The 16,639-nt window shown below is 56.9% G+C and carries 16 protein-coding genes; 12 read left to right on the top strand and 4 right to left on the bottom strand.

What is annotated here, in order from left to right; all coding sequences use genetic code 11:
* Window positions 1-117: 117 nt before the first annotated feature.
* From FEM03_RS16265 to FEM03_RS16240, 6 genes are all read left to right on the top strand, one after another.
* Window positions 118-2,676: a bifunctional serine/threonine-protein kinase/formylglycine-generating enzyme family protein gene (locus FEM03_RS16265; RefSeq protein ID WP_138087332.1), complete on the top strand. Its 2,559-nt coding sequence runs from the start codon at window positions 118-120 to the stop codon at window positions 2,674-2,676.
* 53 nt (window positions 2,677-2,729) lie between these two features.
* Window positions 2,730-4,442 carry a LamG domain-containing protein gene (locus tag FEM03_RS16260; protein WP_138087331.1) on the top strand — a complete coding sequence of 571 codons (1,713 nt, stop codon included), beginning with the start codon at window positions 2,730-2,732 and terminating at the stop codon, window positions 4,440-4,442.
* A gap of 131 nt (window positions 4,443-4,573) precedes the next feature.
* Window positions 4,574-4,939 carry a 6-carboxytetrahydropterin synthase QueD gene (gene queD, locus FEM03_RS16255; RefSeq protein ID WP_138087330.1) on the top strand — a complete coding sequence of 122 codons (366 nt, stop codon included), beginning with the start codon at window positions 4,574-4,576 and terminating at the stop codon, window positions 4,937-4,939.
* A gap of 78 nt (window positions 4,940-5,017) precedes the next feature.
* Window positions 5,018-5,227 carry a hypothetical protein gene (locus FEM03_RS16250; protein WP_138087329.1) on the top strand — a complete coding sequence of 70 codons (210 nt, stop codon included), beginning with the start codon at window positions 5,018-5,020 and terminating at the stop codon, window positions 5,225-5,227.
* A 56-nt stretch (window positions 5,228-5,283) separates the two neighbouring features.
* Entirely contained in the window at window positions 5,284-5,760 is a 477-nt protein-coding gene (locus FEM03_RS16245; protein WP_138087328.1) for a hypothetical protein, read from the top strand.
* A 64-nt stretch (window positions 5,761-5,824) separates the two neighbouring features.
* Window positions 5,825-6,121 (top strand): HigA family addiction module antitoxin, encoded by a 297-nt coding sequence (locus FEM03_RS16240; protein ID WP_138087327.1) that lies wholly within the window; start codon window positions 5,825-5,827, stop codon window positions 6,119-6,121.
* 41 nt (window positions 6,122-6,162) lie between these two features.
* On the opposite strand, the gene FEM03_RS24490 is transcribed toward FEM03_RS16240, so the two are convergent.
* The 3 genes from FEM03_RS24490 to FEM03_RS16230 form a co-directional block, all read right to left on the bottom strand.
* Window positions 6,163-6,300, bottom strand: a complete 138-nt coding sequence (locus tag FEM03_RS24490; protein WP_166442912.1) for a hypothetical protein — start codon at window positions 6,298-6,300, stop codon at window positions 6,163-6,165.
* A gap of 158 nt (window positions 6,301-6,458) precedes the next feature.
* Window positions 6,459-7,523 (bottom strand): DNA polymerase IV, encoded by a 1,065-nt coding sequence (gene dinB, locus FEM03_RS16235; protein WP_240772812.1) that lies wholly within the window; start codon window positions 7,521-7,523, stop codon window positions 6,459-6,461.
* 141 nt (window positions 7,524-7,664) lie between these two features.
* On the bottom strand, window positions 7,665-8,663 hold the full coding sequence (locus FEM03_RS16230) for a hypothetical protein (RefSeq protein ID WP_138087326.1): 999 nt from the start codon (window positions 8,661-8,663) through the stop codon (window positions 7,665-7,667).
* Between the two features lie 243 nt (window positions 8,664-8,906).
* Between FEM03_RS16230 and FEM03_RS16225 the strand changes: the two genes are divergently transcribed.
* From FEM03_RS16225 to aroE, 3 genes are all read left to right on the top strand, one after another.
* Window positions 8,907-10,091 carry a hypothetical protein gene (locus tag FEM03_RS16225; RefSeq protein ID WP_138087325.1) on the top strand — a complete coding sequence of 395 codons (1,185 nt, stop codon included), beginning with the start codon at window positions 8,907-8,909 and terminating at the stop codon, window positions 10,089-10,091.
* A gap of 109 nt (window positions 10,092-10,200) precedes the next feature.
* Window positions 10,201-11,535 (top strand): glutamate--tRNA ligase, encoded by a 1,335-nt coding sequence (locus FEM03_RS16220; RefSeq protein WP_138087324.1) that lies wholly within the window; start codon window positions 10,201-10,203, stop codon window positions 11,533-11,535.
* Between the two features lie 2 nt (window positions 11,536-11,537).
* Entirely contained in the window at window positions 11,538-12,443 is a 906-nt protein-coding gene (gene aroE / locus FEM03_RS16215) for a shikimate dehydrogenase (protein WP_138087323.1), read from the top strand.
* Window positions 12,444-12,452: 9 nt separating this feature from the next.
* Here aroE and FEM03_RS16210 read toward each other — a convergent pair whose 3' ends face one another.
* Entirely contained in the window at window positions 12,453-12,911 is a 459-nt protein-coding gene (locus FEM03_RS16210) for a cytochrome c oxidase assembly factor Coa1 family protein (RefSeq protein WP_138087322.1), read from the bottom strand.
* Between the two features lie 130 nt (window positions 12,912-13,041).
* Between FEM03_RS16210 and FEM03_RS16205 the strand changes: the two genes are divergently transcribed.
* From FEM03_RS16205 to FEM03_RS16195, 3 genes are read left to right on the top strand one after another with little or no spacing between them, the layout of a single operon-like run.
* Window positions 13,042-14,388, top strand: coding sequence for a S41 family peptidase (locus tag FEM03_RS16205; RefSeq protein WP_138087321.1), 1,347 nt, complete (start codon window positions 13,042-13,044; stop codon window positions 14,386-14,388).
* 17 nt (window positions 14,389-14,405) lie between these two features.
* Window positions 14,406-15,440, top strand: a complete 1,035-nt coding sequence (gene tsaD, locus FEM03_RS16200; protein ID WP_240772809.1) for a tRNA (adenosine(37)-N6)-threonylcarbamoyltransferase complex transferase subunit TsaD — start codon at window positions 14,406-14,408, stop codon at window positions 15,438-15,440.
* 43 nt (window positions 15,441-15,483) lie between these two features.
* Complete coding sequence (locus FEM03_RS16195) at window positions 15,484-16,635, top strand: serine hydrolase domain-containing protein (RefSeq protein ID WP_138087320.1); 1,152 nt, start codon at window positions 15,484-15,486, stop codon at window positions 16,633-16,635.
* Window positions 16,636-16,639: the final 4 nt, after the last annotated feature.

The following is a 16,639-nucleotide window of genomic DNA, read 5'->3' as shown; positions in this document are numbered from 1 at the left end:
GGTGCCCCAGGCTGTCGTGGGGCGCACCTTTGGTGCTCAGGCAAGTGATTTTGGGCTTTGAATGGGTGATGGTTTGGGCTTGGATGGGACGTAGTGTTTGCTTGTTGATTTGCTGTTTTGAATCCTTCGACTGCCAGTGACCGTTCGCGACCACGCATTCATGATCATGAGACGTTAAAACTCATTGGTCGGGGGGCGTATGGGGAGGTGTGGCTGGCGAAGAGTGTGACAGGAGTGATGCGGGCGGTGAAGGTGGTGTGGAGGTCGGACTATGATTACGTGGAGGCGTTTGAGCGGGAGTTTGAGGCGATCAAGAAGTATGAGCCGGTGTCGAGGAGGCATGCGGGATTGGTGCCGGTGTTGCAGGTGGGGAGGAATGATGAGGAGGGGTTTTATTATTATGTGATGGAGCTGGCGGATGATGTGGAGGAGGGGCGGGAGATAAAGGCGGAGACGTATCGGCCGCTGACGTTGACGGCGTTGTTGAGGAAAGAGGGCAGGGTGAAGTCGGCGGCGTGCTTGAAGATTGGGGAGACGGTGGCGGAGGGGTTGCATTTCATGCATGGGCAGGGGTTGATTCACCGCGATGTGAAGCCTTCGAATCTGGTGTTCATTGATGGGGTGTGCCGATTGGCGGATATTGGGTTGGTGGCGTTGTTGGGGCAGCGGAGTTTTGTGGGAACGGAAGGGTTTGTGGCACCGGAAGGGCCGGGGACGGCGCAGTCGGATGTGTTTTCGTTGGGGATGGTGTTGTATGAGGCGAGCACGGGGAAGGATCGGCTGGATTTTCCGGATTTGCCGAGTGCGCGGGAGTCGGGGACGGGATTGGAACAGTGGCGGTTGTTGCATCGGGTGATTTGCCGGGCCTGTGCGCAGCGGTCGACGGAGAGGTTTTCGAGTGCGGGGGACATGGCGCTGGCGTTGCGGGGCGAGCGGGTGCGGGATGGGGCTTCGTTGCGGAAGTGGAAGATGGCGATGATTGGTCTGGCGGCGGTGCTGGCGGTGGGATTGGGGATCTGGATGAATGCGGGGGAACGGATCACAACGGCGATGCATCGGACGCAGCCGTTGTTGACGATCCAGTCGCTGCCGACGGGGGTGGAGGTGTATTCGAACGGACTGAAGCTGGGGGTGACGCCGTTGGGGTTGAATCCGCTGGAGGGGGTGGCGGCGATTTACCAGATGCGCATGTCGGGGTATCGGATGCAGGAGATTGAGTTCACGGCGAACAAGAAACAACCGGCGACTTATGAGGTGAAGATGGAGGAGTCGAAGCTGCCGCAACCGGGGGAGAGGTGGATGAACAGTTTGGGGATGTCATTCTTGCCAAGACAGAACGGGCATGCGAGTGAGCGGCCGGTGGAGATGAGGTTTTTTGATGGGTTCTTGAAGGCGAGTGGTCGGACGTTTGAGGGTCGAGTTGTGCCTTATGTGATCCGTGGAGAGAAGAATGCGGCTTATATCGTGGTGGTGCCTTCGGCGGATGCGGAGGCGTTTCGGTCGTGGTTGACGGATGCGGATCGGGAGAAGGGGCTTTTGGCGACCGAGCATCATTATGAGCTGGAGACGCTGCCGTTTGTGGAGGGGGTGTCGACGGAGATGAGGGGGCCGGAGAGTCCGCCGCCAGCGGATGCGGATGATGAGCCGACGGACTGGCAGGCGTTTTCGTTGAGGGTCGAGCGGCAGGGGTATGGCGGGGTGCTGGTGCAGTCGAATCCGCCGGGGGTGAGTGTATTTCAGTCGGGGGAATTGCTGGGACTGACGCCGCTGGAGATTTCGCGGGTGAAGACGGGGCCGGTCGAGTTTGAACTGCGTGGCGACGGGTATACGGATTTGATTTTGGAGGGGACGCTGGTGGAGAATGAGATGCTGGAGTTGTTTGGCGACATGGATGTGAGGCGCAGTGTGACGTTTGGGCGGGAGTGGCGCAATTCGATGGGGTTGCGGTTTTTGCCGTTGGGGGAAGTGCTGATGGGCGCGACGGAGACGCGGAGGCGGGATTACATGGAGTTTGCGAAGGAGACGAATGTGCGCAGGCCGACGCAGATTGCGAATCAGCCGAAACAGGCGCAATTTCCGGTGGCGGGAGTGTCGCGGGAGGAGGCGGTGAGGTATTGCGAGTGGCTGACGAAGCGGGAACGGGAGTTGGGTTTGATCGGCGTGGCGGATCGGTATCGGTTGCCGACGGATGAGGAGTGGAGCCGGGCGGTGGGGTTGCCGTTGGAACGTGGGAAAGATCCGGCGGAGAGGAACGGGCGGATTCGTGGGGTTTATCCGTGGGGTTATGAGTGGCCGCCGCCGCGGATGGTGGACAATTTTGCGGATGAGTCGTATGGGCGGCGCATGGGGGGCGAGGAGTTCATTGCGGGATATGATGACCGGCAGCCGGGTCCGTCGGGCGTGGCGGCGATGCCGCCGGGGGCGAAGGGGTTTCTGGGTTTGGCGGGGAATGTGAGTGAGTGGGTGTCGAACGATTTTGGGGGGAGTTCGGCATTGAAAAGTGAGGAGGGGTCGAAGGACGGGAAGAAGCCGGTGATGGGCACGGTGCGGGGTGGCAACTGGCGGACGGTGAATGCGGATGAGTTGTTGTCGTCGGCACGCATTGGGATGATGGAAAATGCACGGTCGGATACGGTGGGATTTCGAATGGTGCTGGCGAAGGGTGGCGAGCGGTAATGTGTTTTTTCGCTGGCGGTCGTCGTGATCTGATTACAATGGAGGCAATACACATGCGACGCAGCGACCTCACGAAGAATTGGATGATCAGGACGAGGCTGTTTTTGATGGCGGCGACGTGGGTGGGTTTGGGTTTGTTCTTGGTGTCGGGACATGCGCAGGCTCAAGAGAAAGTGCCTGGGGAGGTGATGAAGGCGCAGGCTTTGCGGGAGAAAGGGCCGAATGTGTTGATGGTGCTGGTGGAGGGATGGAGCGATGCGCTGGTGTCCGACGAGAACCCGAATTTGGTGAAGTTGAATGGGATGTCGACCGCGTTTTTGTCGGCCTATCCGCCCTGCAAATCGGACAATGCGGGGAGAACGGCGGTGATGACGGGAACGTATCCCTGGGCAAATGGAGTGGTGACGGAGGTTCAGGATTGGCGGCGGGCGTTGCTGTTGCAGAAGATTCCATCGTTGCCGGAGTTGTTTCGTCAGGGTGGATTTGTGACCGGAGGAAGTGGCAAGGTGTTTGCTCGTCCGAAGATGGTGAAGGTTCAGAAGGAGATGCCGGTGGGGTATGATTTGGTGGCGGCCTGGGATGAGCGATTTTTTGGGGTGTCCGATGACAAAAAGACGATTGACTGGGCGGTGAAGTTTGTGACGCGTGATCATGGCGTGCCGTTTTTCTGTGTGGTGGGATTGGAAGGCGAAAGGGACTTGGATGCGGGCTTGGGCAAGCTGATGGATGCATTGGAAAAAGGGAATCGAATGGCGGATACGGTGATCGTGGTGATGGGGGTGCCGCGTTTGGCAACGGTGGGTCGGGTGCCGTTGTTCATCGCGGTCCCGGGGATGACGGTGGGTGAAAAGCCGGTGTCGGCTTCGGTGAGTTTGGTGGATGTTTATCCGACGCTGGTGGAGGTCGTTGGGGATTTGGAATTGCCGCCGGGAGTTGCCGGGAAGAGTTTGGTGTCGTTACTGAAGGATGCCAATTCGGTTTGGGACAGGCCGGTGCTGATCGCTTCGGGTTTGCCGGAGGATCGGTCGATTCGTGTGGTGGACAAGAACTGGAGTTTTGATCGGTATGAGAAGGGTGAGGAAGAATTGCATGACATGTCGACGGTGGGGAGTTCGTTGAACAATGTGCCGAATGCGCCTGAGCATGCGGCTTTGGAGGCAAGGTTGGCGGCGCTGGTGCCGAAGGATTGGGCGGCTTATTCGCGGGCCATGGAAAAGGTGGATTACGATGCTTCGGCGGATGGGGCGGTGGTTTACTGGTTGCAGGCGGGCGATGAATTTGCTGCGGAGTCGTTGCCGGATGTGACGGGCAAGGGATTCGATATGGAGTTGGTGTTTGAGTATCGGGCTCTTTCGGATGCAAATGGGACGCTGATTTCGGCAGGTGACGCGCGGATGGGATTTGCGGTGCATTTGCAGGACGGGAAGCCGTCGTTCACGGTCAATTACGATGGGTTGCGCACGAGCTTGGTGGCGGAGAAGGCGCTGGAAGACGGGAAGGTGAGTTTGCGTGCATTGATGGGGGTGGACGGAAGTCTGGATGTTGGGGTGACGGGTCGCGATGCTCATGGTTATGCACCGATGGAGGGAGGGTTTCCGCGCAGGCTGCCGGGGAAACTGGCGGTGGGCCAGAGGTCGGCGGTGTTGCCGGCGAAAGAATTTCCGAAGAGTGCGGCGTTTGGCGGCGAGATCAGCAAGGTGTCGTTTGGGTTGCTGCCCGGGGTCACGGAGGAATTGCGGGCGGCGAAGGCGACGCCGGTGGAGTGAGGAAAATGGGGAAGATTTTTGATGAATGGTGAGGGAGACGAATCGAGGGACAGGAATGTCCCTGCTCCTTAAACTGCGAGTTGCAGCGGGGAGGCTTTTCCATTAGGGACGGGGTTCACGAACTTATCATCATGCGCTGCCGTCTCGTTAAAGATTACCGTTTTGAAGCCGCCCAGACCCTTCCGTCGCTGCCGGGGGATCACAAATGCAAACGCATGCACGGGCACAGTTTCAAGGTGGAGATCACGGTGGAGGGTGAGGTGGATGAGAAGATTGGCTGGGTGTATGATCACGCGCAAATCTCCAAGGCGATGAATCCGTTGCTGGAGATTTTGGATCATTCGTATTTGAACGAGGTGGAGGGATTGGAGAATCCGACCATTGAATGGATGGCGGCGTGGTTCTGGCGGAAATTATCGCCTCAGTTGCCCGGGTTGTGTGAGATTGTGATTCACGAAACGCCGACGGCACGCTGTGTGTTTCGTGGAGAATTTTGACCATTTGGCTTTTGCGCTTTTCACATTGCGAAGCGCGAATTGATCGCTAGTGTGCCTGCACTGCTCCATTTTTTTCTGATGAAGATTCAAGTCCTTGCCGCCTCTCTCGCTTTAGCCGCCGTGTTCGTGACTTCTTGCGAACAGCATGACTGGTCGTCGACCAAGAAGCTTTATTCTCATGGTGACAAGGACCACGGTCATGGCGATGATCACAAGGGCCACGACCACGACCATAGTCATGACAAGGATCATGCCGGAGACGGTGAGAAGAAAGAAGAGAAACACTAGCTTTCCTGCCTGGTCCATTTTGAGGCTGGACGGGTCTAAAGTGGTTTGAAATTTTTATGCGCCTTCCCATTGGACCTCTGACCCTGCTGGCAATGGCGGCGGTGTTTTTTTTACCGTTCGTGGAGTTTTCTTGCAAGGGGAGACCGGTGGCAACCTTGACCGGTTACGAGGCGGCTTTTGGGACGAAGATGGAGACCGAACTGCCGTTTGGGGATTTTTTGAAGCGCCAGGGTGAAGGTAGTGGTGGATTGCGATTGCAGATCCAGGAAGATGGTCGAACGGGAGGCAATCGCTGGGTGCTGGCGGCGTTTCTTGTGGCCGTCGGTGGCGGTGTGGTGGCACTGTTTTTTTGGAGATTTGCCGGAGTGTTGGCGGGCGTGTCAGCGGTGGCTTTGCTGTTGATGGCACAGTCGGACATTCAGCAGCAGTTGCAGGTGGAGCAGGTGGCGTTGCTGGTGGTGACTTTTCAGATCGGATTCTGGGCGTCGCTTGCCTGCGGTGGGTTGGGTGCGATGCTGTGTTTTAGGAAGTAGTCAATTTTTGTCGGGCTAGATGAAATAAATTCACGGCTTGTGCGTCTCGAAAAAGGGCAAACAAATGGACAAAACACTGGACAACATTCATCCCGGAGAAGTGCTCTTGGAGGAGTTCATGAAGCCGCTGGGGATCAGTCAATATCGTTTCGCGGTTGCCACTGGGTTACCCCATAGCCGCGTGACGAAACTGGTGAAGGGCCGTCGCTCGGTGACGGCAGATACGGCGCTACGCATGGCGCGTAGCTTTGGAACCACACCAGAATTCTGGCTGGGATTTCAACTCGACTATGACATGATGGAGGCAAAGAGGGCCAATCAGGATATTTATGCGGCCATCGAACCGCTGGTTCCAGCTTGATTGACAGCATCGGTGTTGATGATCATGGCGCTGAAACTGGTTCAATGACGACGGCGGTTTGAGGGGGAGCCGTCTGGCTCGGGAAGGTCCCATTCGATGATGGCAAAACGACGGGTGGCTTTGCGGGGGCCGAGGAACAGGGGGCGGAGGCGGAGGAGCCAGTGACGGAGTGGTTTCATAAGAGGACAATAGCGATGGGGTGGAGTCGGAATGAATGATGATGTCGAATGGGACACTGCGTCTCGCGGTGTTCGAGAGAACATTATAATCAGCGCTTATTTAAGACAAGCTGATTTTTTTAAAAATTTAACAAATTATTGCCTCGAGGTCACTTATTTTAGAAATCCAAGGGTAAAACCAGCTGATTGCGGGTGGGATTGACCAATGTGGAGAGTCCGATTCCGATCAGGCGGAGAGGTTGGGTGACCAATTGGTGCCGGGCTAGCAGGTGACAGGCGAGGCGGTAGATATCTTGGGGATCGGTGATGGAGTCTTCGACGCGAATCTGCCTGGTCAGGGTGGTGAAGTCGCTGTAGCGGACCTTTACTTGAACGGTGCGGGCGGCAAGGCCGTGTTTTGAGAGGGTTTGGGCAACATCAGTGGCCATTTCCTTGAGGGCGGCGCGCAGGGTGGGGCGATGGTCGGTGTCGGTGAGGAAGGTGTTTTCGGCGCTGATGCTTTTGCGCTCATCGCTGAGGTCGAGGGGGCGGTCGTCTTCGCCCATGGCGCGGGCTTTGAGGGTGGTGGCGAAAGAGCCGATGAGCAGGTCGAGGTTCAGCTTGGTGTCCTGGAGGTCGGCGATGGTGTGGAGCTGATGTTTCTCGAGGGTGGCGGCGGTGACGGGTCCGACGCCGTGGATGCTGCGGATGGGGAGGGGGCGAAGAAGGGCGATTTTGTCTTCGTCGCGGATGACGGTGAGTCCGTTGGGTTTTTGAAAATCGCTGCCGAGTTTGGCGAGGAATTTGTTGGTGGAGACGCCGATGCTGGCGGTGAGGTGACGTTCGTCGAGAATGCGTTGTTTGATGTTGGTGGCGAGCTGGGCGGCGGTGGTGAGGGGGTCGTCTTGTGTTACGAGATTTCGGGGTTCGAGGTAGGCTTCGTCGACAGACACGCGTTCGACGTCGAGGTCGAAGGTGTGGAGGATGTCCATGATGAGGGCGGACTCGGCACGGTAGACGTCCATGCGCGGGCGGACGAAGATGCCTTGAGGGCAGAGTTTGGCGGCGGTGCGCGAGGGCAGGGCGGAGCGGACTTTAAATTGTCGGGCTTCGTAACTGGCGGCGCAAACGACGCCGCGTTGATCGGGGGGTGAGCCGACGATGAGGGGTTTGCCCCGGTATTCGGGGTGATCACGCTGTTCGATGGACGCGAAGAAGGCGTCCATGTCGATGTGCATGATCACGCGGGACAAGAAGCGAAAGGATGAAGGATGAAGGCGGAAGGATGAACTCGGCTTGAGATCTGGGCATGGATCTTCCGGGATGACAATGGGAGCCCAGATAAGAAACGAATGAAAGGCTCGGGACGAGCCTTCTACGTTTTGCTAGCCTTCGGATTTACGGGCTTTTTTCAGGGTGAAACCGGGAAGGCCGTTGTTGGCGGCGAGCTTTTTGCTGCGCGATTTGGAAGGGCTTGTGCTGGATTTGGATTTGACCCAGGTCTTGGCGATGAAAGCACCTTGAAAGATCGGCTCGGGGTCTTTGACCCAGGTTTTGGAGAAAGGATTGTTGGTGCCAAGGGCTTTCCATGGTCCATCGGGGACTTCGTGGGCTTCGACGAAACACCAGTCGACCTTTTTTCCACTGGTGAAACCGAGATAGTCGCGGACGGCGGGGGAGAGATCAATGCCTGCGCCGTTGTTGCTGGTGTTGACGGGTGGGGCGTCGCCGAAGACGTAAGGGGCGTCGTCGGTGACGAAAGGTCCGCAATCGCTCCATTGGGCGTAGACGACGCGGCCTTCGTGGCGGATGGCGAGCCAGCGGTTGTGGCAGACGGATTTGCCGTGGCGTTTGAAGGTTTCTTTGAACCAGGGGATGACTTTGGCAGCCTCGGGTTTGGTGGTGGCGTGGTTGATGACGTCGTTGTAGGGCAGGGCGATGTAGAAGGGGTTTTGTTTGGGGATGAAGTTGACGGGGCGGTAGCCGTGGGTCCGGTTGGTGATGTCGGGATCGTCGTATCCGCCGAAGTTGTCCATCCATGCGGTGTCCCAGGAGCTTTTGCAGTTGGGGGTGGGGTTGTTTTGGGTGGGTTGTTCACCGACCCAGAAGACCGTGGCGACGATGTTTTGTTTCCAGCCAGTGCGTGGGGTGAAGGAGTGGGGGACAGTGGAAAGCGGACCGGGCCTGACGACGCTGGGGCGTGGTTTGGCGACGGAGCCTGAGATGGGAGAAGGTTTGGCGGGTTCGCCGCTTTGAATGCCAGCGGAAGGAGAGTAGGCACTGCGAACAATGACTCTGGAGGGGCTGGCCTGTGCTTGAGGCTGGCAGAGAAGGGAACCGGCGAGAACGAAAGTGAAAACGGCAGCGGCTCGGGGAAGGGACAAACAAATCATTCTTGAAAGGGGCAACGTTAATCTGGCACTGACACTACTCTGGCGGCAGTTCCTTAGCCCAAGACGGCGGCTGGCGCAAGGCGGAATGGCTTGAGGCAGAAGTGACAAGTTCAACACATTGGGCTCAAAATATGGCGATGGGTTAAGGAATCAGTGAATGAGTTCATGCAAAATTGGTGGACAAGCATGGGAGATTTTGATTGTCTGATTGCGCAAATCGGACTCTAAAATTTTATGATCATCTGGACGGGACACGGTATTCTAATTCCAATCGCGGCCATCTTCGGCTTCATTGCGGGCTTCGTATTGAGTGGCGTAACCAAGGATTCATTGAACTTGGAGTGGGGGTCTCAATGGAGCTTGGCTGCGGCGGTTTGGGGAGCCACCATGATGGTCTGGATTTATGCCAAATCTCTAGGGAAAACAACAGAACAGACGTTGCTTGATCCGAGGACGCGACAACCAGTCTTATTGCGGAAAAAGCACACCTTTTTCTTCATCACGGGATCGGGTTGGATGATGCTTCTCGGTTTTTTGGCCATTGGGGGCACTGTTCTGGCATTTATTGGACCCAAAGCGGGCGCGAATACGGACAGCTCGATGGTGGTTGATGAGCCTTCGATGAAGGCTTTTAAGGAGGCGGACCGGTTGATTGTTGGTGCCAGCGGTGGAGTGGCGCATGGCAATACGGCGAAGGCCAAGGAGTTGGCGGAACAGTTTTCAACTTTGATCAGCGCCTATCGGGAGATGGGAGTAGAAGAAGGCAAAAAGAAACCGGTGGTTTCCTTGTCGAAGGGGCAGTTCTTGACCTATTGTTTGCTGACCAAAGAGAAATGCGTCTTCCTCGTGCATGTGCCGGAGTTGCGAAAGTTTTCCGACGACGCCAAAGATTTTATCTGCCAAGCTGCTTGGCGTAGCGCACAGGAACTGGCGCATCATCTGGAAGTGAAGCCTGTCACTTTGGGAGTGGGAGTTCGGGGGGCGTTGCTTTATGAGCGGGCGATGTCTGGAAAGTTGGCGGAACTCGGGGGCGATGCCCGCGCGGGCCTCGTTGAAGAAGTGGAGGGCATGGACGGACGCGATTTGCTGGCTGGATTTTTTGAAAAGGCAGAGGAAGGGGGATTGCAGATTGAGACGGCGGAAGAAGATGTTTCTGTTCCTGTTGCGCCAGTCGAAATTTCAAGCGGAAATTCCAATTCACCACCAGCGGTCGCTTTGGCAGAATTGCCAACCCCAGCACGAGATTGGAAAGGGGCCGATGGAAGGGTTTTGAACGCGATTTTAACGGGCTTTGTAAATGCCGAGGGTTCTGTCGGCGAGTTTAAACGATCGGATGGGCAAGTTTTTCAAGTGCCAGTGGATCGATTCGATGCTGCGACTCAAGAAGAACTGAAGCGCTTGCATCGGTCTATCCAATAGTCTTTTCGAGCGGGTCGCGAGGTCGACCTGCGCAGGTGGGTGGGTAACATAAAGGCTTGTTGTGTGGTTGGCGGTTGAATTTGGCCGGGGGCGGGTCGAAATAGGGGGAATGAGTTCTTCCATTCGTGTTCGCTTCGCTCCTTCTCCCACGGGTTACCTGCATGTCGGCGGTGCCCGGACGGCTTTGTTCAACTGGCTGCTGGTGCGTCGTGAGGGTGGCAAGATGGTGTTGAGGATCGAGGACACGGATGCGGCGCGCAATACCGATCAGGCGATGCAGGCAATCACTGACGGGATGCGCTGGCTGGGTTTGGACTGGGATGAAGGGCCGGAAGTGGGGGGGGATTTTGGTCCGTATTACCAGAGTGAGCGGAAGGAGATTTATGATCGGTATCTGGCGTTGCTGGAGGCGGCGGGTCGGGTTTACACGGAAGACAATGGAGCAGTGAGGTTCAAATTCAGTCGGCAGCCGATCACGATTCCGGATCTGGTTTGCGGGGACATCAACTTTGCAGCAACGGAGGAGCCGGACATGACGGTGCGCAGGCCGGATGGGGGTTATATTTTCCACTTTTGCAACGTGGTCGATGATCTGGAGATGGGGATCACGCATGTGGTGCGCGGGGAGGACCACATTTCAAACACGTGGAAGCACATTGATCTGTTCCATGCGTTTGGGAAGGAGCCACCGAGGTATGGGCACATTCCGTTGTTATTGAATCCGGATGGCTCGAAGATGAGCAAGCGGGATGAAGGGGCGAGTGTGGATGGATATCGCGAGGCGGGCTTTTTGCCGCAGGCGGTGTTCAATTATCTGTGTCTGTTGGGATGGACGCCGAAGGAAGATCAGGCAGAAATTTTTACGGTGAACGAAGCACGCGAGTGGTTTGATATCGGAGCGGTGCATCATAGCAATGCGCGGTTCGACATGAAGAAGTGTGTGTGGGTGAACCAGCAGCATTTGCGCCTGTTGAGTGATGAAGCGTTGCTGGCTTATGCGCTGCCGTATTTGGAGAAGGCAGGGCTGGTGGTGGGCGAGTTGTCGTTTGCGGCGAAGGTCTTGAATTGTGTAAAGGAGAAGGTGAGTCTGGCGAGCGAGTTTCCGGAGTGGGTGCATTTCTTTTTCCGTGAAGATTTTCCGTATGAGGACGAGGTGAAGCAGAAACTGGCGGCGAATGCGCAGGCAGCGACCCTGGCGCAGGCTTTGCTGGATGGACTGACGCAGTCGGAATGGGACGAGGAAGCCATCGCAGCCGCATTGCCGGTGGTGGCGACGGAGCAGAAGGTGAAGGCGGGGGCGTTGATGCCGTTGCTGCGGTTCGCGTTGAGTGGTCAGACACGTGGTCCGGATGTGAAGGTGATGATGATCCTTTTGGGCAAACCTCGGGTGCTGGCGCGCTTGGGTCGTTTGCTGGACGAAGTGAAGGCCATCGCTGCGCTTTGAATATGAGTGCGGCTGATTTTTATACTTTGGATGATCTGCGACGCTGGTCGGAGGTGGGGGCTTCATTACAACCTCCGGCAAGGGTGGCGGTGATTGGGGATCCGATTGCGCATTCGCGTTCGCCGCAGATGCACAATCCTGCGCTGGCGGCGCGGGGTTTGGACATGCAATATGTGCGGGTGCATGTGCCGGTGGGGGAGGTGAAAGTGGCGTTGGGGCTGCTGGCGAAGAACGGGTTTGTGGGGGTCAATTGCACGATTCCTCACAAGTTTGAGGCGTTGGAGGCGATGGATGTGGTGGACGATCTGGCCGAGAAGCTCGGAGCGGTCAACACGGTGGCGATTCGAGAAAATCGGTTGTTTGGCTACAACAGTGATGGGCCGGGATTCGTGAATTCGATGCAGGAGGCATTTGGTTGTGTGTTGAGGGAACTGCGGGTGCTGGTGGTGGGTGCAGGAGGGGGAGCGGGACAGGCGGTGGCGTTGCAGTTGGCGCTAAAAGGTTGCCGTGGATTGTGCCTGGCAAACCGGAGTGTAGAGAAGTTGAGTGGATTGCGTGATCGCTGCCGTGAGTTGAATGGATCGGTGCCAGTGGAGACATTGAGTCTGGAAGAAGTGGATGCAGCGTTGGGGGATGTGGACTTGGTGGTGAATGCGACGCCGATGGGCATGAAGGAGGGGGGCGACGGGCTGTTTGATTTTGGCAGGTTGCGCACTCGTCATTTTGTTTATGACATGGTGTATCGGGCGGAGGGCGACACGCCGTTGATCGCGGCGGCCAAGGAGGCTTCGGCGCAAACGTGTGACGGACTGGCGCTGCTGTTGCACCAGGGGGCGATTTCGTTTGGTCACTGGTTCGGTGATCCGGTGCCGATGGAGGCGATGAGGGAGGGGTTGCGACCCGTTTAGTTGCTTAGATCACTCGCTCGGTGCCTGCGCGGGGATCAGGTTGATGATGCGACCGCTTTCAGGAAGGGAACATTCGAGCACCTGGTAGGTCCATTGGCCTCCGGCGGGTTTGTGGGCGCTGACCTGGACGGTTCCCTCGCCGTTGGGACCTGAGATTTTGATGTTGAAGTCGGCATTTCCGACGCCGTTGTTGGTTTTGATGGAACCGGTGGGTAGAAATCCGTCTTTGATGGGGGTGCCGAGGGCCCTTTGGATATCCGGGGAGGAGACAGCGATCTGGTAGGCTTGTTTGTAGGCATCGGTGGATTTCATGGCCGTGGACACGATCATGATGATGCCGAAAACGAAGATTCCGATGCCTAGGAGGGCGAGGGACGCACAACCACCACAGCCAAGAAGAATTTTTTTGGTGTTCTTCTCGGATTCAGAGGGTCCGATCGCGGTAAGCGGTGGAGGAATGTCGGCCATAGGGCAATACAAATGAAAAATTGGGCGATGGCAATGCCAAATCCAATCCTCTACTGGGAACGAGGAGTTTTGCCTTTCTGCTTTCTGCGCGTCGCCTTTGTGATAGCATCAGGCGGACCGGATTGTTCGCATGCGCTTTTATACCCTTCATTCACGTGTTGTCGTTGCCCTTGTTGTCATGTCGCTGACGGCGATGGTTGATGGTCAGGATCAGGATCAGACGGAGGGGGCGAAACCGCAGGAGGATTCGGCGTTCAAGCAATTGGAGTTGTTGACGCAGGCGATGGAGATTGTGCGTCAAAATTATGTGGACCCGGGCAAGGTGACGTATGAGCAATTGGTGGAGGGGGCTTTGGAGGGGATGTTGAGCAAGCTTGATCCGCATTGCCAATACATGGGGCGGAGTTTGTTTGAGGACATGCAGCGCGAGCAGCGGGACACGAGCGAGGGGGTGGGGATCACGATTGCGTTGAGGGACCGGTCGCTGACGGTGGTGACAGTGCAGGAGGATGGTCCGGCGGCGAAGGCGGGGGTGATGCCCAATGATGAGATTATCCGTATTGGTGATGTGTTGGTGGAAAGCATGAGCACGATGGAGGCGGTGCAGCATTTGAAGGGGAAGTCGGGCGAGGCGGTGCGGCTGACGGTTAGGCGTCCCGGCACGAAGCAGTTTTTGGACTTCAATCTGGTGCGGGTGGCGATGCAGCACAGCACGGTGCAGGATGCGATGTTGTTGCATGAGCGGATGGCCGGGACGTGGAAGATTGGGTATGCGCGGATCACCGAGTTTACACAAAACACGGCGATTGATTTGTCGAAGGCGCTGGATGAGTTGGAGAAACAGGGGATGCAGGCTTTTGTGCTGGATCTGCGCAACAATCCGGGCGGGTTGATCGATTCGGCGGTGGCGGTTTGCGGAGAGTTTTTGCCGGACAACACGGTGGTGGTGACGACGGAGGGTCGGGTGGCTTCGCAGAATCCGCCGCCGTATCGGACACCATCACGGGAAGGGAAAAAGGCGCGTCAATATCCGGTGTCGGTGTTGATCAATCATGGCAGCGCGAGTGGCTCGGAACTGGTGGCCGGGGCTTTGCAAGATTTGAAACGGGCGATCATTGTGGGCACGACGAGTTTTGGAAAAGGTTCGGTGCAGACGGTGTTGCCGATGCCGAATGGGGCGGCGATGCGGGTGACCACGGCGAAGTATTACACGCCGAGTCATCGCACGATTCATGAGAACGGCGTGGTTCCGAACATCGTGTGTTCGCTGACGCATGATGAGGAGGTGAAGGTGATGCGTTGGAGGACGGACAGTTCGGAGGGGGAGGCGCGGGCATTGGACTTGGCGAAGTTGGGGGATCAACAACTGGAGCGTGCAGCCGATGTGTTGAAGGGGTTGATGATTTACGATCAGTTCAAAAATCCGCCAAAAGAAGAGGTCAAAGCGCCGGTTGAAGAGTCGAAAAAACAACCTTGAGGTGGGGCGAGATAGAAATGATGAAGGAATGTTTATTGGCGTTGGAGACGTCTTGTGATGAAACGGCGGCTTCGGTCGTGGATCTGAACGGGCGGGTGTTGAGCAGTGAGGTGGTGACGCAAATTGAGGCGCACCGGGTTTATGGCGGAGTGGTGCCGGAGCTGGCATCGCGGAATCACATCATGCACATGCGTGAATTGTGCGAACAGGCGCTGGAATCGGCAGGGGTCAAGCTGGGGGAGGTGTCGGCGTTTGCGGCGACGAGTGGTCCAGGCTTGGTGAGTTCGTTGTTGATCGGCAGCACGATGGCGAAGGCGCTGGCGTTGGCAGAGGACAAGCCCTACTTGGCGATCAATCATCTTGAGGGGCATCTGTTGTCGCCGTTCATGGGCTATGGCGGGAGTGATGAAGACTTGGGCATGGCGATTCCGCCTCATGTGGCGTTGATCGTGAGCGGGGGGCACACGATGTTGCTGCACGTAAAAGCGGTGGGCGATTATCAGCTGTTGGGGCGCACGCGAGATGATGCGGCCGGGGAGGCTTTTGACAAGGTGGGCAAGATGCTGGGTTTGCCGTATCCTGGGGGACCAGAGATCGACAAGCTGGCGGTTGGGGGGGATAAGAAGGCATTTGAATTTCCGCGCAGCATGATGGAGGCGGGGAACCTGGAGTTTAGTTTTAGCGGTTTAAAAACAGCGGTGCTTTATCATTTGCCGAAGATTGATTTAAAGGATGCGCAGACCTTGAAGGATGTGTGTGCCTCGTTCCAGGAGGCGGTGATCGAGGTGTTGGTGGAGAAGGCGCTGCGGGCGGCGAAGTTGTGTGGGGTTTTGTTGATCAGCGTGAGTGGCGGGGTGAGTTGCAATCGGAGGTTGCGCGAGCGATTGGTGGAGCGCGGTGGGCAGCAAAGTGTGGAGATCAAGCTGACGCAACCACGTTACAGCACGGACAATGCGGCGATGATTGGATTCGCGGCGGTGCATCGCTGGAGGGCGGGATTGCGGTCGGCATTGGAGACGGATGTGAGTCCAAATTTGCCACTGGTTTCTTGAACGGAAGATTGACAGCCAACGGTTGGGACGGACAAGATGGCGCATGATTTCGCGCTTTGTTTTTTTGCCTTTGCTGGTCTCGGCTGTGATGCCGGTTTTGATGTTTGGTGAGGTGCCTGTGAAAGGGAATGACGTCATTCGCCAAGCGATGCAGCCTTATGTGAACGATGGCACGATTTCGGGCGCGGTGACGCTGGTGGTGGGCAAAGATGGAGCGTTGGCGATGGACGCGATGGGCAAGGCGGATCTGTCGACGGGGAGAGTGATGGAACCGGACGCGTTGTTTTGGATTGCTTCGATGACGAAACCCATGACGGCGCTGGCGGTGATGATGATGGTGGAGGAAGGCAAGCTGTCGTTGGATGATCGGGTGGAAAAATACCTGCCGGAGTTCAAAGGTCAGGCTGGTGGACGGGCGATCACGGTGAAGGATTTGTTGACACACACGAGCGGGTTGGTGGGCAACATCGATCCGAAGCCAACGCTTGCCGAGGCGGTAAAGGTGTATGCAGCGAAGCCGTTGCAGTTTGAGCCGGGCAGCAAGTGGAGCTACAACAATCCGGGCATCAATACGCTGGGTCGATTGGTGGAGGTCACGAGCGGCATGGCGTTTGAGGACTTTATGCAGGAGCGCTTGTTTGGGCCGCTGGAGATGAAGGACACGACATTTTGGTTGGATGAGGCACAGGCGGCGCGGCTGGCGGTTTCTTATTTGAGGGATGAGAAGAGTGGGGAGTTGAAGCCGACGACGATCCGCTTTTTGAATGATCGCAAACCGACGGATCGGGATCGCATGCCGGCACCGGCGGGAGGATTGTTTTCAACGGCGGGTGACCTGGCAAAGCTTTATCAGATGTTGCTCAACGGTGGTGCTTTGGATGGGAAAATGTATGTGAAGACGGAGACGTTGGAGTTGATGACAACGAATCAACTGGGCGACATGAAGGTGAGTTTTACCCCGGGGATGCACATGGGGTTGGGGTTTCATATCGTCAATGAGCCGCAGGGAGTGACTGCGATGCTGAGCAAGGGCAGCTTTGGACACGGCGGGGCGTATGGCACCCAGTCGTGGATCGATCCGGTGCGCGGGCTGGCGATGGTATTGTTGATTCAGAGGGCGGGTTTGCCGAATTCTGACGGGAGCGAGATGCGGACAACGTTCCAAAAGTCGGCGGTGGAGGCTTTTGGGAACTGAGCGT

This window comes from Phragmitibacter flavus (assembly GCF_005780165.1).
GTDB lineage: Bacteria > Verrucomicrobiota > Verrucomicrobiia > Verrucomicrobiales > Verrucomicrobiaceae > Phragmitibacter > Phragmitibacter flavus.
This window is presented reverse-complemented; position numbering and strand designations above follow the sequence as displayed.

What these genes read in the sequence shown, in the direction of transcription:
- FEM03_RS16260 (WP_138087331.1), top strand. Translation starts at nt 2,730, where the DNA reads ATGCGACGCAGCGACCTCACGAAGAATTGGATGATCAGGACGAGGCTG.
- queD (WP_138087330.1), top strand. Translation starts at nt 4,574, where the DNA reads ATGCGCTGCCGTCTCGTTAAAGATTACCGTTTTGAAGCCGCCCAGACC.
- FEM03_RS16250 (WP_138087329.1), top strand. Translation starts at nt 5,018, where the DNA reads ATGAAGATTCAAGTCCTTGCCGCCTCTCTCGCTTTAGCCGCCGTGTTC.
- FEM03_RS16245 (WP_138087328.1), top strand. Translation starts at nt 5,284, where the DNA reads ATGCGCCTTCCCATTGGACCTCTGACCCTGCTGGCAATGGCGGCGGTG.
- FEM03_RS16240 (WP_138087327.1), top strand. Translation starts at nt 5,825, where the DNA reads ATGGACAAAACACTGGACAACATTCATCCCGGAGAAGTGCTCTTGGAG.
- FEM03_RS24490 (WP_166442912.1), bottom strand. Translation starts at nt 6,300, where the DNA reads ATGAAACCACTCCGTCACTGGCTCCTCCGCCTCCGCCCCCTGTTCCTC.
- FEM03_RS16225 (WP_138087325.1), top strand. Translation starts at nt 8,907, where the DNA reads ATGATCATCTGGACGGGACACGGTATTCTAATTCCAATCGCGGCCATC.
- FEM03_RS16220 (WP_138087324.1), top strand. Translation starts at nt 10,201, where the DNA reads ATGAGTTCTTCCATTCGTGTTCGCTTCGCTCCTTCTCCCACGGGTTAC.
- aroE (WP_138087323.1), top strand. Translation starts at nt 11,538, where the DNA reads ATGAGTGCGGCTGATTTTTATACTTTGGATGATCTGCGACGCTGGTCG.
- FEM03_RS16210 (WP_138087322.1), bottom strand. Translation starts at nt 12,911, where the DNA reads ATGGCCGACATTCCTCCACCGCTTACCGCGATCGGACCCTCTGAATCC.
- FEM03_RS16205 (WP_138087321.1), top strand. Translation starts at nt 13,042, where the DNA reads ATGCGCTTTTATACCCTTCATTCACGTGTTGTCGTTGCCCTTGTTGTC.
- tsaD (WP_240772809.1), top strand. Translation starts at nt 14,406, where the DNA reads ATGATGAAGGAATGTTTATTGGCGTTGGAGACGTCTTGTGATGAAACG.
- FEM03_RS16195 (WP_138087320.1), top strand. Translation starts at nt 15,484, where the DNA reads ATGATTTCGCGCTTTGTTTTTTTGCCTTTGCTGGTCTCGGCTGTGATG.